The sequence below is a fragment of the Odoribacter sp. N54.MGS-14 genome (assembly GCF_000980295.1).
GTDB lineage: Bacteria > Bacteroidota > Bacteroidia > Bacteroidales > Marinifilaceae > Odoribacter > Odoribacter splanchnicus.
Window position 1 is genome coordinate 1 of sequence record NZ_LARL01000079.1, and the last position, 14109, is coordinate 14109.

Here is a 14109-nt window from a genome sequence, read left to right on the forward strand (position 1 = left end):
CGTTCGTCCGGATAGGCCATAACATTGAAGGAAGTTCCCAACACCGTTGTCTGTGCGTTAGGAGTATGCACGATAAAAGGCCGGAGCGAATCCTTTACCACCTCGAAAAAAGCTTCTCCGGTAATAAATACTTCCCGTTTGTCCGGTCCGAAAACAACCGGATATTTGATCTCGCTTTCGGCATTAATCCACACTTTCGTACCGTCGGACAAGGTCATAACGTATTCTCCGGCACGTGGAACACTTAACAAATGGTATTCCAACGCCTTTACTATAGTATCTTTAGCCCGGTACACTAAACCGGCCATCGAATCCCCGGTTACCTGTACAATTCCTAAATCCTTATCGACCGCACTCCCCGAGACCAGTTCGACCTGTTTTCCGTCTGCTAAAGTCAGGATTGCTTTTTTCTCCCCGCTATTTATTTGTTCAACAACCTTTTGTGGGCATACTTCCGGCTGTTTATCGGAATGCAACAGCCAATAAGCCCCGATACAAATCAAAAAAAGTGCAGCCACCCCGGACAATAGTTTTCTTTTTCTGAAAACTATCGTTTTTCTATCGTTTTGTCCCTTGACCTGCTTTATTGCCCGGGATACATCGATCTTCTTCCATTCCCCGGCATAATATAGCCGATAATAAACAGCACAATATTTCCGGTAAATTTCTAAATGCCCTTCATTCTCTTCCAGCCAGCAACGTACTGCCCGTTCCTGTTCATCCGTCGCCTTTCCCTGCAATAGCAATGGAATCAATGATATAATCTCTTCCTCTCCCATTAAAAACGATCGTTTTTTATTGTCTCTATAAGAGAAACAGATTTTTTGTAAAGAAGGGTGAATGAAGAAGATATTTTTTTCTATTTTTAGGAAATAGTACACAGTTATCAGAGATAACTTTTAGAAATATTATACGGTTCAGTAAATTTATAGGTAGATTTATTTCGTTGCTTATTCGTCTCCGGTGATCGGAATTGGCGACCCGGTCTTGATTTGAGAAATAACATTCTATCTGGAAATAATCCGGATGATCCGGTTTCTTATTGCTGTAAATTTCTGTTTGTTTTTCTTTGCCGGTTAGCTCTGCCGTTAGATGAAGGGTTTTATGCCGGAAGACCATTGGAGCGGGAACGAGTGTCCGGTTAGGGTTTCCGAACGCCCGACCGGTGGTGTCTGACGAACGCAGTGAGGAGTTCCGCCGGTCAGTGAAGGAAAGCCTTACCGGACCGGTCCTGGCGAACCGGTCTGACGGCACAAAACCCGGAATCGGAATAGAAAGAAAAAATTATACCTAGAATTATTCTGGTACTTGTTTGTCTCCCGTGACCCGGTCGCTTCCGCCGGTCAGTGAAGGAATCTTTACGGTAAATGCTCCCTTTCAGCAAAAGATTTACTCGATGATATGCATTCCCGTCAGTTCGGAAAAATGACGCAAGAGGATAACTTTTATTTCAGATAAATCGACCGGATGTCCTAATTCCTTTTCCATGGAAGTCACTCCTTTGTCGACAAATCCGCAAGGATGGATATAATTGAAATAATTCAGATCGGTATTCACATTTAAGGCAAAACCGTGCATCGTGACATATTTGGAACATTTCACACCGATGGCACAAATTTTACGGGCCCGGGGGGTATCCGGTTCGAGCCATACTCCGGTTGCTCCCGCCAAACGGAAGCCCTGAATACCGAAAGAGGCGATCGTGCGGATCACAACCTCTTCCAGCCGGTCTACATAATCTTTTACCCCTAACCCGAAACTCTCCAGATCGATCACCGGATAAACCACCAGTTGCCCAGGACCGTGAAAAGTAATATCTCCTCCCCGGTCGACTTTTATAAATTCGGCATGCTTAGCCCGAAGCTGTATCGCGCTGATCAGCATATTCGCTTCATTACCGCTTTTTCCCAAAGTATAAACAGGGTCGTGTTCTACAAAAAGCAAGTGGTTTTCGGGAATTTTATTCCCTGCCTTCTCCGCTTTCACTTTCTCCAGCAGCCGTTCCTGCAATTCCCAGACTTCCCGGTATCCTTTTTGTCCCAAATCTGCAAATACCGTCTTTTTCTTCTCTTCCATACCCTTGCCGGTTTTCACTTTTTGATATGTCTTTCCGCATGATAACTGGATCTGACCAACGGGCCGCTTTCTACAAAGGTAAATCCTTTCCTGAGCCCGATTTCTTTATACTCTTCAAACACTTCGGGCCGGATGTATTCTTTAACTTCGGTATTTTTAGCCGTAGGTTGCAGATATTGTCCGATCGTCATGACCTGACATCCAACATTTCTCAAATCATCCATGGTCTCGAGAATCTCTTCCCTGGTTTCACCTAACCCCAGCATAATTCCCGATTTAGCCACACACTGACTAGCAGCGATTTGTCCGATCACTTTCAAAGAAACTTCATAAGTTGCCCTACTCCGGACACTATCGGACAAACGTCTCACCGTCTCCAGATTATGCGATATCACTTCAGGTCCGGCATCGATAACCTGCTGTACCAAATCCGTCCGTCCCTGGAAATCAGGAATCAATACCTCCATCGTCGTATCCGGATTTTCTTTCCGGATAGCCCGGATCACCTTTACCCAATGCGAAGCACCCAAATCCTCCACATCGTCCCGATCGACCGAAGTGATCACTGCGTGCTTCAAACCGAGTAACCGAATCGACCGGGCTACATGTTCAGGTTCCTGAGGATCCAAAGGAGCAGGATGCCCTGTCGTCACATTACAAAACTTACAGGCCCGGGTACATATATTCCCCCCGATCATAAAAGTAGCCGTTCCGCACCCCCAGCACTCTCCCTGGTTAGGACACCTCCCGCTTGTACAAATCGTATTCAGATGATGTCCCCGGATCGTGTTCAGTACATCGACAGAAAGCTGTCCCATCGGCAATTTGATCTTCAACCATTCCGGTTTTCTTCTGGTATTTTCCATTTCTAAAGTAAATCGTATTCGATTGCAAAAATAAAAAAGAAAAACGTAAAAGCCGGGAGATACATAAAAAAAGAGCGCATATCCTTATGCGCTCTTCGCTAACTAACCCTTAAAACTGTGAATTAAAAATGTGGTTATTCCCGTTTAATACCACTTAGTTGTTGTCCATGATGGAATATTTTGTTGTTGTTTTCATTTATAAGATGCAACAACTAGAGATTGGTTGCGTCGGAAATATTATTTTTTTTCAAAAATATTATCGACAGCTAAAAAAGAAAGGCAGTTATATACATATTTACCGGGACGTGACTTCCTGTTATACCCGGGTGAAAGATGTCCCGGTGACACCCCTCAAACCGGTATCCGTTACCTATGGGTATTTGAGTGTATTCAATAACTTGAAATGGGAACCTGTCGCTTATGCCGGACCTCGGGAAGGACGGTTCCTTTTTAAAGATGTCGGGTATAGAGTATTTATTACGTAACGATGGCAATAGTGTATATCCTGACCATCGGTATGAATTGAATTATCATGACGGCTCGGGATGGTGTTGCCACCGATCTGGCTCCCTTTCGCTTTACAGATCGGGTAGCGATGAAATCCTCTGCTTTGCCTGCAGTTGAATTGATTCCTGAGTGGGATAAGGCGATAGAGTCGGGGCATAGCGGTGTCCGTTTTATTGAAGTGCCTCTTCAGGCGAATATTTTCAGTTTATATGTAGAGAGCGTAATTAAGTCGGGTAAATTGCTTTATCAGAAGCGAGCCTTTATGCGCCGTCGTCTGATAGTAGCCTGTCGTTGCTGTGGAGAGACTGATGTGTTTGTGAAACATTACCCCCGTCCCTTTGTTTCCTACTACCAGGCATTATGACGATGGGACGGTTGTATCATTTTATGGGTGCAGGGTGATCAGAGGGGAGATTGTCGCTATGATTCCTGTGGTAATCAATCCGATATAGATCGTGAGGCGGGTATGGGCGATCTCTTTCGGGTGTTCGATCAGATAACGGTTGTGTTCGTCGTATTTCAATAATCCGGCGATTTTCTTTTGGCGAAGGGTATAGCGCAGTAAATAATAGAAGATCAGCGCACCACTCAGCCCGACGAACATACCTGCCAATAAGTCGCCCGGGTAATGTACACCTAAATAGATGCGGGTATAACAATTCAGGACGGCCCAACATAGAATGAAAATACTTAACCAACGTTGTCTGAAGAAAAAAAGCAGGAAGAAGGCTAACCCGAAGGAATTGGAGGCATGACAGGAAGGGAACCCATAACTGCCTCCCCGTTTCCCGTTTACGATATGAACAAATTCGGATAAAGGATTGTTGAGATTCGAAGGACGCAAACGCTCGACTGCGGGACGTATCCAGGTGGCACATAGCTGATCGGCATAGGTGATGGTTAAAGCAATGGCGACGGCCGTGAGTAAAGTCACATATACATTAAAATTTTTGCAGAGTATATAGAGAATCGTAGCGTACATCGGGATCCAGATAAATCTTCCGGTAAAAAGCCACATAAAACTATCCCAATAGGGAGAATGTAAGCCGTTCAGTGTTAACAACAGCTGTTGGTCTAATTGCTGTAAAGTTTCAAGCATAAGATTTGTTTTTTCATGTAAACGTACCCCGGAATATATAGTTCACTGAAAAAAGGAACGTTTAAATTGGTTGAAAGAATAGCTATCTCCGGCGTAAAGGTATTATTTTTCCCGAAATTTAAAGTAATAATTTTCAAAAGATTACGACTTTGACCTGCTCTCCTTATAGAAGTCGTTGAAAACCAAGTAAAAATGTTCGTTTTTGAGTTTATCAAAGTGTATAAACTTTATGTGTTCGGTGCAGAAGATTTCATAAATAACTTACAAACTGAAAGCTTTTAAACGAAGAGTACCGTTCAACGGTTACAAAAGTTGTTGTAATTCAAGGAGATCAGAAATTGGGGTTGACTGTTTTAACCGGGAACAGTGGTTTTCCGGCCTAATCCCTGGGAATCGTGAACCAGAAAGTCGATCCTTTCTCCGGTTCCGATTCTACTCCGATTTTTCCGTTGAATTTGTCGATGATAGTAGAACAGATCGATAGGCCTAATCCTGTTCCCTGGATGAAATTGTTTAATTTGACAAAGCGACGGAAGACACTGGCTTGTTGATCTTTCGGAATACCGATTCCGGTATCTTCTACATAAAAGTAAATATCTTTTTCCCGGAGTCGGTAGCCGAAAAAAATGTGGCCTTGTCGGGTGAATTTCAACGCATTGTTCAGGAAATTAGAAATCACCTGATTGAGGCGTATACGGTCGATTTTGATTGCATACTCTTCAGCCTGTTCTGGTATGAATTTAATTTCGATACCGGTTTTGGCTTTTAGTTGAAAGACGGATTCGATTTCCTGAAAAAATTGATTCAGTTCCACTGTGTTTTCCGTAAAATCCATCACACCGGCTTCAATCTTGGAGATGTCCAAAATGTCGTTGATCAGTTGCAGCAAAAGGTCGTTGTTGACAGAGATAATCCGGGTATACTCGGCCTTATCTTCTTCGCTGAAGTCCATTTCGCTGGCCAGTAGATTTGAAAAACCGACAATGGCATTGAGCGGAGTTCTGATTTCGTGACTCATATTGGCAATAAAAGCGGATTTCAACCGATCCGATTCTTCTGCTTTGGCTTTTGCCTGAATCAAATTCGCTTCGATCTTTTTCAGATTATCGATATCTGCACTCAGAAAGACCAGTTCGACTTGTTCGCCGGAAGCATGAGGATCACGAAGAGAGGCATGATATTTATACCAATGCCATTCGTTGTTCTGGCGGATGCGGACATGTCTGCCGAAAGTATGGGCTTGCCCCTGAGCAGCTTCGTCGATAAATTGTAATAATGCTGTCCGGTCTTCCGGATGCATATATCGGTAAGTATCGATCACTTGTGTGATATCCCGGGTGGTTTCTCCTAAATTGATAAACCACTGATCGGTAGCAAATCCCTGGCGAGTAGATACGTTCCATTGAGCTACTCCGATATGGGCCTGGATCGAAGCAAAACTGAAAAGTGATTCGAGTTCCGCTACCCGTCGTTTGGATTGGGTATTTCGTTTTTCACTGCGGAAATGTTCGATGCCTATACATAAAATTTGGGCCAGGGTTTGCAAATAGATTTTATCTTGCTGGCTGCAAGGGCGGACTTGCCGGACGTAGTCGACCCCGACATATCCCCACAATTGGTTGTTCACATGAAGAGGGGCGACGAACATAGAGATAATTCCTTGCTCCAGCAGGAGGTGGCGCTCTTTTTCAAATTTGATTTTTTGTGTCACGCGCAGGTCTTCGGTGATCAATAGCTTATCTTCCTGCATCTGACTATACAACCACGGAATATCCTCGTTGGGAATATGCTGAAGATATTCGATTTGAGGGGGGACCGTATCGGCACAAATTTCATATGTATTCTTGCTGGTATTGTGTTGCATATCGAACTCGAAAATATAAGCCCGGTCTGCTTCCAGTTCTTTCAACATCCTTTGCAGAATTTTTTCCACGGACTCCTTTTCATTTTTAGCTTCCAGGAAAACCCGTAAGGCTGCGGATAAATGTTCTTGGTTATTCATGGAAGTATCGATTTCACTTTGTGTTTTGTCCAATTTTTTCCGATAAAAAACAAATCGTAATGAAGTGAAAATGACCAGATAAATGAGAATACCACCCCCCAGGCTACCACCGCACAACAACAGGAGTGTCCGGTGTTTAGTCCAAAAGGTCGGAGGCCGATTATAGAAATAGAGCCGGGAGGTGTTACAATTGCCGATGTTTAAATGATTGGCTTCCAATAGAGTTTCATTGATATGTACACCGAGGGATTGAGTATTGCTCTGGAGGGGAATAGCTTTAGCCGGTACTCCGCCGAGAACCCGGAGGGCCAGCTCCGACAATAAAACCCCGTAATCGAAACTTTCAGCATAATATCCTCCGATATAATCGATATTGTTATTCCCCCAATCCGTGACAGAGAATACGGGAGTCGGAGCCAATTGGCAAATATTATGGTGTACTTTTTCATGATCGTATAAGTACCCCTCTGCATCCTGCATCCAGCCAGTCAGTAATATACCGGTATTCGGCGAAAGATGCTGCAAACGTTCATATAGCGTGTTGGTCGAAAGGAAACGGCCGTCCAGAAAAGTGAATTTCAGATCGGAAGGATATTCCTGAAGGTATTTTTTTACCAGAAGGGTAGAATAAATCCCGAAAAACTGGCAATCTCCGATAACGGCGATTTCTTGTAAATCAGGACGTAAAGCCTGCATGAGCTGTATGTTTTGCGGGATGTATATATCTTCGGTAATTCCGGTGGCATTATAAGATCGGCATAAATCTTGGGTAAGCTGAAAGTTATGGGCAGACAATCGGGTAGGGTGAAGGTATTCACTCAGGTCTAAACTATATTTTTTTACTCCGACTAGTAGAACATCTACATTTTTCCAGGAGTCCTGACGTGTATACCGATAGGCCATCCAGGCGGCATCCGCGATGAGGATAACCATTTTGGGGGGATGTAACCGATGATTGTTCAAAATGAAACGGGTACTTTGAATCCAGATTTCCGGTGAAGCAAACAAATCGGTATTTAAATATTCGCTATATACCGGGTAGGGGCAATCGTTTTTTTTTAATTCTTGACGGAATGAGGCCTCGAGCGTTTTTGCCCAGCTTGAATTACTATTGTATGAACTGATTAATAAAATATAATCTTCCCTTTCTCCTTTTACTTGAGTAGGTAAAATTATACCTGTAATTACAATCAGAATAACCAATAGGCTTTGCATGCCGTTCGTGTATTTTTCCTCACAAAGATAGGTTTTTATTTCGAGTCTGATTATGATTTCCCGGAACTTTACATTATAAATCAACTAAGAAATCAATACCTTATAGAAAACTGTTCCGACCGGGTAACCCAGGTATCCGTCTGCCGATAGGATGACTTGTTCTGATGACACAAAAACCGAACTCGGAATAGAAAGAAAAAAATATACCTGCCTTTTACTGGAACAATAGAGAGAAAAATAAGTGGTTGATTATTAGTATGATATGATAATGGTGAATATTTTATTTCAAAAATAATCGAAAAATGGTAACCTCGGGTTGGTTTTGCCCGTAGAAGAGGGTGTAAATGATGATTGAATTTATGATTTTATTTTAGCTGTTATTTAGATTAAGATTATTTAGCACACACCACGAGGGAGAGGAAGCTTATCAACAAGCTGATTTTCGGAAAAGTTCTTTATATTTTGGAAAGTGATCTACGGGAATAATACACCACGCACATATACACCACACAGACGCACGCACATATAATAACATCTTTTCATTAATCCCACTATTTTCCGATATAAAGAATCTACGAAAATGTCTCCCTTTTTTTATTTTATTTACCTTTTACTTAAAACCTTTTATTTCCTGTTTGTTGTTTTTTCCTTAACTTTGCAAGTTATTTGTAAGGATTGAAAAAATGAAAGAATTTCAGGAAGAAGAGGGACAGATTGTCATTTACGGTGCACGTGAGCATAATCTGAAAAATATAGATTTGACTATTCCGCGGAATAGTCTGACTGTCATTACCGGATTGAGCGGGAGTGGGAAATCGTCTCTGGCTTTCGATACGATATATGCAGAAGGACAGCGTAGGTATATGGAGACTTTTTCGGCCTATGCCCGTCAGTTTCTGGGAGGGATGGAACGTCCGGACGTCGATAAAATTACAGGATTGAGTCCGGTTATTTCTATCGAACAAAAAACGACTAATAAGAATCCCCGTTCGACAGTCGGTACGACGACCGAAGTTTATGACTTTTTGCGTTTGCTTTTCGCACGTGCCGGCGAGGCTTATTCTTATGTTACAGGGAGCCGGATGGTGAAATATACGGATGAGAAGATCATCGAATTGATTCAGAAAGATTTCGCTGGAAAAAAGATTCTGCTTTTAGCACCGGTAGTGAAAGGACGGAAAGGAAATTACAAAGAGCTTTTCGAAAATTTACGGAAGAAAGGATTCATTTCGGCACGGGTAGACGGGGAGATCCGTGAAATCGGACTCGGTATGAGTGTGGATCGGTATAAAATCCATGATATCGAGATTGTGATCGATAAGATGATTGTCGACCATATCGATTTGAAACGCCTGAAAAGCTCGGTGGCTACTGCCATGAAAAACGGTAAAGGGGTGATGATGGTTAAACCGTTGGATCGCGGGGATATTAAATACTATAGCCGGCATCTGATGTGTCCGGATACCGGGATTTCTTACCGGGATCCTGCTCCTCATTCTTTCTCTTTTAATTCCCCTCACGGAGCTTGTCCCAAATGTAAAGGGTTGGGGTATGTGAATGCGGCCGATATCGATAAGATCATTCCTAATAATGCGCTTTCGATTTATGAAGGAGGGATCGAACCGCTGGGAAAATATAAAAATAGCATTCTTTTTTGGCAAATAGAGACGGTGTTGAAAAAACATGGCTATGAATTGCATACTCCGATCCGGGAGCTTTCGGAAGAGGCTTTGACGGATATCCTGTATGGTTATCCCGGACAAATCCGGTTAGAGAATACAGCTTTGGGTGTCTCTTCCAATTCGCTTTATAATTTCGAAGGTATTATCAAGTATGTCACTATGCAGGAGGAGAATAGCACTTCGAAAAAAGCGAATAAATGGGCCGAACAGTTTATTTCGGTTGTAAAATGTGATGTATGTAACGGGCAGCGCCTGAATCAGGAAGCTTTGAATTTCCGGATTGCCGGTAAAAATATTGCTGAACTGGCTTCTATGGAACTGAGCGATTTGTATGAATGGGTATGTACCACCGAAGCACAGCTCGAAGACAAACAACGGCAGATTGCCGGAGAGATATTTAAAGAAATCCGTACCCGGTTGAAGTTCCTTTTGGATGTGGGCTTGGAATACTTGTCTTTGAATCGTCAATCTATGACCTTGTCCGGCGGGGAATCGCAGCGGATACGTTTGGCTACTCAAATCGGTTCACAGTTGGTAAATGTGTTGTATATTCTGGATGAACCGAGTATCGGCTTGCACCAAAAAGACAACCGGCGGCTGATCCATTCCCTGCAACAATTGAGGGATAATGGAAATTCGGTGATCGTAGTGGAACATGACCGGGAGATGATGGAAAGTGCGGATTATATTGTCGATATGGGCCCAAAAGCCGGTAGGAAAGGGGGAGAAGTTACCGCTATCGGTACGATCGACGATATTAAAAAGAGCGATAGTCTGACAGCTCAATATCTGAATGGTACCAAAAAAATACAGATACCCGAAAAAAGAAGGGAAGGAAACGGAAAATTCCTGACCTTGAAAGGATGTATGGGGAATAACCTGAAAAAAGTAGATGTAAGCATTCCTTTAGGGATGTTGGTATGTGTGACGGGAGTCAGTGGAAGTGGCAAGTCGTCGTTGATCAACGGGACTTTGCATCCGATCCTGACCGAAAAGTTCTATCGCGCGATTACCTCGCCTCTTCCTTATAAAGCTATCGGGGGAATCGAACATATCGATAAAGTAGTGGTGGTGGATCAAAGTCCTTTGGGCCGTACCCCCCGTTCGAATCCGGCGACCTATACCGGTATCTTTACCGATATACGTAAGATTTTCGAGAAGTTGCCGGAAGCTCAGATTCGCGGATATGGAGCCGGACGTTTTTCATTCAATATTCCCGGCGGACGTTGTGAAGAGTGTAAGGGAGCCGGAGTGAAGACGATAGAGATGAATTTCCTGCCGGATGTGTATGTGCATTGTGAAGCTTGCGATGGAAAGAGATATAATAAAGAGACCCTGGAAGTGAGGTATCGCGGAAAATCGATCGGCGATGTGCTGAATATGACGATCAATCAGGCAGTCGAGTTTTTCGAAAATGTCTCTTTCTTGCAACAAAAGCTGAAGGTGCTTCAGGATGTGGGATTAGGCTATGTGAAACTGGGCCAGCAATGTACGACTTTGAGCGGTGGAGAATCACAACGAATCAAGTTGGCGGCTGAACTGGCAAAGAAAGATACCGGTAAGACACTTTATATTCTCGACGAACCGACAACGGGATTGCATTTCGAGGATATCAATATACTGTTGGAGGTTATACAGAAACTGGTGAATAAAGGAAATTCTGTCATCGTTATCGAGCATAACCTCGATGTTATTAAAGTGGCCGATTATCTGATCGACATGGGACCTGGAGGGGGGAAAGAAGGAGGAAAGATCGTGGCTACAGGTACACCCGAAGAGGTAGCTGAATGCAAAAAATCGGAGACCGGTAAATTTCTGCGGGAAGAGTTGAAAAGGTAAAAGGCTAAAGGCTATAAGCTAAAGGCTAAAGGCTATAAGCATATATTTCGAACTGCCTATAGCTTTTAGCTTATAGCCTTTTACTTTTTAAATGATTCCCAGTACGTTCAGGAGGATCAGGAATATACAGATAGGGGCTATATATTTGAGAATAAAAGTATAGAGCCGGAAGAAGCGGGTTTTCAAACTGCCGTTGTTGCTGATTTCACTGTAGAGGATGCTTTTATCCAGGTACCATCCGGCAAAGATACAAATCAGAATACCTCCCAAAGGAAGTAATATATTCGAACACAGATAATCACAGGCATCGAAAAGGCTCATTCCGAAAATTTGTACATGGCGGAGGGGTCCGAATGAGAGAGTATTGAAACTACCGATACAAGTGATGACCAGCGTGGCGATTACCGTAGCCCAGGGGCGTTTCAGTTTCTTTTCTTCGACAAGATAGGCTACCGGCACTTCCAGTAAAGATATGGCGGAAGTCAGGGCGGCGAAAGTGAGCAGGATGAAAAAAAGGATCGCCCAAATTTCACCTGCAGGCAGTCCCTGAAATACTTTAGGGAGAGTCAGGAAAACCAATCCCGGACCGGCTTGTGGATCGATATGAAAAGAAAATACGGCCGGCAGAATAGCGATACCCGCTAAAATGGCAACCAGGGTATCGGTGATAATTACTTTCAGGGAGATACCGGTCAGATTGTCGTTTTTAGGAATATAAGAAGCATAAGTCAGCAGAATACCCATCCCCACAGAAAGTGAGAAAAAAGCCTGACCTAAAGCGGATAAAATACTATCGGCGGTGAGCTCGGACAGTTTGGGAAAGAATAAGAATCTCAAGCCTTCTGCCGAACCGCTTAAAGTCATAGAATTAATACTCAACGCAATAATGATGATAAACAGTAGGGGCATCATCAGTTTGGAATACCTTTCTATCCCTTTTTGTACTCCTCCCATGATAATCGCTCCGGTAAGGAACATAAAACCGATATGCCAAAGGAGTGCTTTGTAAGGATGGGAAATGAAATTGGTGAAAATGGAATTTATATCTTCTGCACTTTGCCCGTGAAAGGAGTTACTTATAGACAACCACACATATTCGAGCGTCCAGCCGGAAACCGTTCCATAAAACGAAAGGATCAGAGCGGCTGCAATAATCGAGAGGAGACCGAACAAAAACCACTTCGTGCCCGGTGCCAATACGCGGAAAGTACCGAGTGCATTTTGTTGGGAACGACGTCCTAAAGAAAATTCGGCCAACATCACCGGTAAGCCTATGGCTATGGTAAAGAATATATAGACGAGTAAAAAAGCTCCTCCGCCGTTTGTACCTGCCACATAGGGAAATTTCCAGATATTTCCTAAACCAACTGCCGAACCTGCTAAAGCTGCTATAGCCCCGAATTTGGATTTAAAACCGATTCTATGGTTTGAATGGTGCATATCAGATCTATTTTTGACTGTAAAAATAAAACAATTCTTGTTCCCAGTTAACTTTGCAATAAAGTTTAACAGATTGAATAATAATGTTTTTGAATTCAATTTGATTTACTTTCAATTTGAAATTGAATTTTCTTATCATGTAACGATTCTGAAGTAGAAAAGTTGATGCGAGCTACTTTTCCGGTTAATAGTTGCAATGGTTGCAAAAGTTTCAGAAATTAAGCCTAACCACTGCCGTGTTTTAGTCCAATTAATATTTCTTCGATAAAAAAATTGAAAACCACTTGTATGTTACTATGGAGTAACATATATTTGTGACTGAATGGTAACATATATAAAAACAGTAAGAAAATGAAAATAGAAAAAGACAGGGAAACTACAGAAAAGCGTTTGCTTACAGCAGTTGGTGAAATCGTAGAGGAAAGCGGACTTGAGTCTTTAGGGATAAATGCCGTAGCACAAAGGGCCGGAGTATCAAAGATGTTGATATACCGCTATTTCGGATCATTGGAAGATTTGATAGCCCAATATATCATACAGCGAGATTATTGGGTAAATATTCCGACAGAGATTCCCGGGAAGAATGAACTAAACGCATTTGTTAAAGATATGTTCCGGGAACAAATTCGGCAGTTAAGGGAGGATAAAATGCTGATACGCCTATACCGTTGGGAATTGTCTGTCAATAATCCGATAGTAGAACAAATAAGGCGGAAGCGAGAGGAAAACGGGATTAAATTGATTGAATTTATTAGTCGTATTTCCGGTGTTCCTTTTTCTCAAATTCAATTTTTGGCAACAATGATTAGTAGTTCTATTACCTATTTAGCAATGTTCGGGGATGTCGGAAAAGTTTATAATGGTTACGATTTTAAGACCGATGATAGTTGGGAACAGTTAGAAAAAGGAATTAATTTGATTGTTGATAAATGGATATGATATATAATAAGTTTAGTAATCATGGTTTTAGGAAATATAAATATACATGTTCAAAATCCCGATTTCCTGTTTATGGTAGAGTATGCCATTAAAGCACCGTCAGGGCATAACACCCAACCGTGGCTTTTCAGGATCAACGAAAATAACATCGAAATACATCCTAATTTTGACAGGGCGTTGCCTGTTGTTGATTTTGATAACCGAGAATTGTTTATCAGCTTGGGATGCGCTTTGGAAAACCTTTGTATAACCGCTTTAGAAAAAGGTTATGATTATGATGTTGAATTAACGAAGACGGGGATTATAACTGTTTACCTCTCCTCTCCGGATACCTCTGGATATAATTCGTTATTTCAGCAAATTCCGTTAAGACAAACAAACCGTAGTATATACAACGGAAAACAAATACCGGAAGAAAATATTGCTGAATTAAGAGAAGTTATA

General features: G+C 42.4%; 10 protein-coding genes and 1 pseudogene. 5 read left to right on the plus strand and 6 right to left on the minus strand.

What is annotated here, in order from left to right; genetic code table 11:
* From WS42_RS12775 to lipA, 3 genes are all read right to left on the minus strand, one after another.
* Nucleotides 1-779: FecR family protein (locus WS42_RS12775; protein WP_286728595.1), on the minus strand; the 779-nt coding region annotated here is incomplete at its 3' end.
* Nucleotides 780-1389: 610 nt separating this feature from the next.
* Entirely contained in the window at nucleotides 1390-2076 is a 687-nt protein-coding gene (lipB, locus tag WS42_RS12785) for a lipoyl(octanoyl) transferase LipB (protein WP_195360099.1), read from the minus strand.
* A gap of 14 nt (nucleotides 2077-2090) precedes the next feature.
* Nucleotides 2091-2942: a lipoyl synthase gene (gene lipA / locus WS42_RS12790; protein ID WP_013611154.1), complete on the minus strand. Its 852-nt coding sequence runs from the start codon at nucleotides 2940-2942 to the stop codon at nucleotides 2091-2093.
* Between the two features lie 167 nt (nucleotides 2943-3109).
* On the opposite strand from lipA, the gene WS42_RS12795 reads away from it, so the two are divergent.
* The gene (locus WS42_RS12795; RefSeq protein ID WP_046451203.1) at nucleotides 3110-3427 is read left to right on the plus strand and encodes a hypothetical protein; all 318 of its coding nucleotides are present in this window, start codon (nucleotides 3110-3112) and stop codon (nucleotides 3425-3427) included.
* 47 nt (nucleotides 3428-3474) lie between these two features.
* Nucleotides 3475-3813, plus strand: coding sequence for a hypothetical protein (locus WS42_RS12800; RefSeq protein WP_046451204.1), 339 nt, complete (start codon nucleotides 3475-3477; stop codon nucleotides 3811-3813).
* A gap of 21 nt (nucleotides 3814-3834) precedes the next feature.
* Here the strand turns inward: WS42_RS12800 and WS42_RS12805 are convergent, their stop codons facing one another.
* Nucleotides 3835-4548, minus strand: a complete 714-nt coding sequence (locus WS42_RS12805) for a phosphatase PAP2 family protein (protein WP_022159954.1) — start codon at nucleotides 4546-4548, stop codon at nucleotides 3835-3837.
* 379 nt (nucleotides 4549-4927) lie between these two features.
* The gene (locus tag WS42_RS15645; protein ID WP_013611152.1) at nucleotides 4928-7765 is read right to left on the minus strand and encodes an ATP-binding protein; all 2838 of its coding nucleotides are present in this window, start codon (nucleotides 7763-7765) and stop codon (nucleotides 4928-4930) included.
* A 683-nt stretch (nucleotides 7766-8448) separates the two neighbouring features.
* Here WS42_RS15645 and uvrA point away from each other — a divergent pair.
* On the plus strand, nucleotides 8449-11286 hold the full coding sequence (gene uvrA / locus WS42_RS12815) for an excinuclease ABC subunit UvrA (RefSeq protein WP_022159955.1): 2838 nt from the start codon (nucleotides 8449-8451) through the stop codon (nucleotides 11284-11286).
* Nucleotides 11287-11373: 87 nt separating this feature from the next.
* Here uvrA and WS42_RS12820 read toward each other — a convergent pair whose 3' ends face one another.
* Entirely contained in the window at nucleotides 11374-12726 is a 1353-nt protein-coding gene (locus WS42_RS12820) for a sodium-dependent transporter (protein ID WP_046451205.1), read from the minus strand.
* Between the two features lie 351 nt (nucleotides 12727-13077).
* On the opposite strand from WS42_RS12820, the gene WS42_RS12825 reads away from it, so the two are divergent.
* Together WS42_RS12825 and WS42_RS12830 are read left to right on the plus strand one after the other, a co-directional pair.
* A complete protein-coding gene (locus tag WS42_RS12825) occupies nucleotides 13078-13665 on the plus strand; it encodes a TetR/AcrR family transcriptional regulator (RefSeq protein WP_022159957.1) in 588 nt (195 codons plus the stop codon).
* Between the two features lie 21 nt (nucleotides 13666-13686).
* Nucleotides 13687-14109: pseudogene (locus tag WS42_RS12830) on the plus strand (Acg family FMN-binding oxidoreductase); the annotation flags it as partial.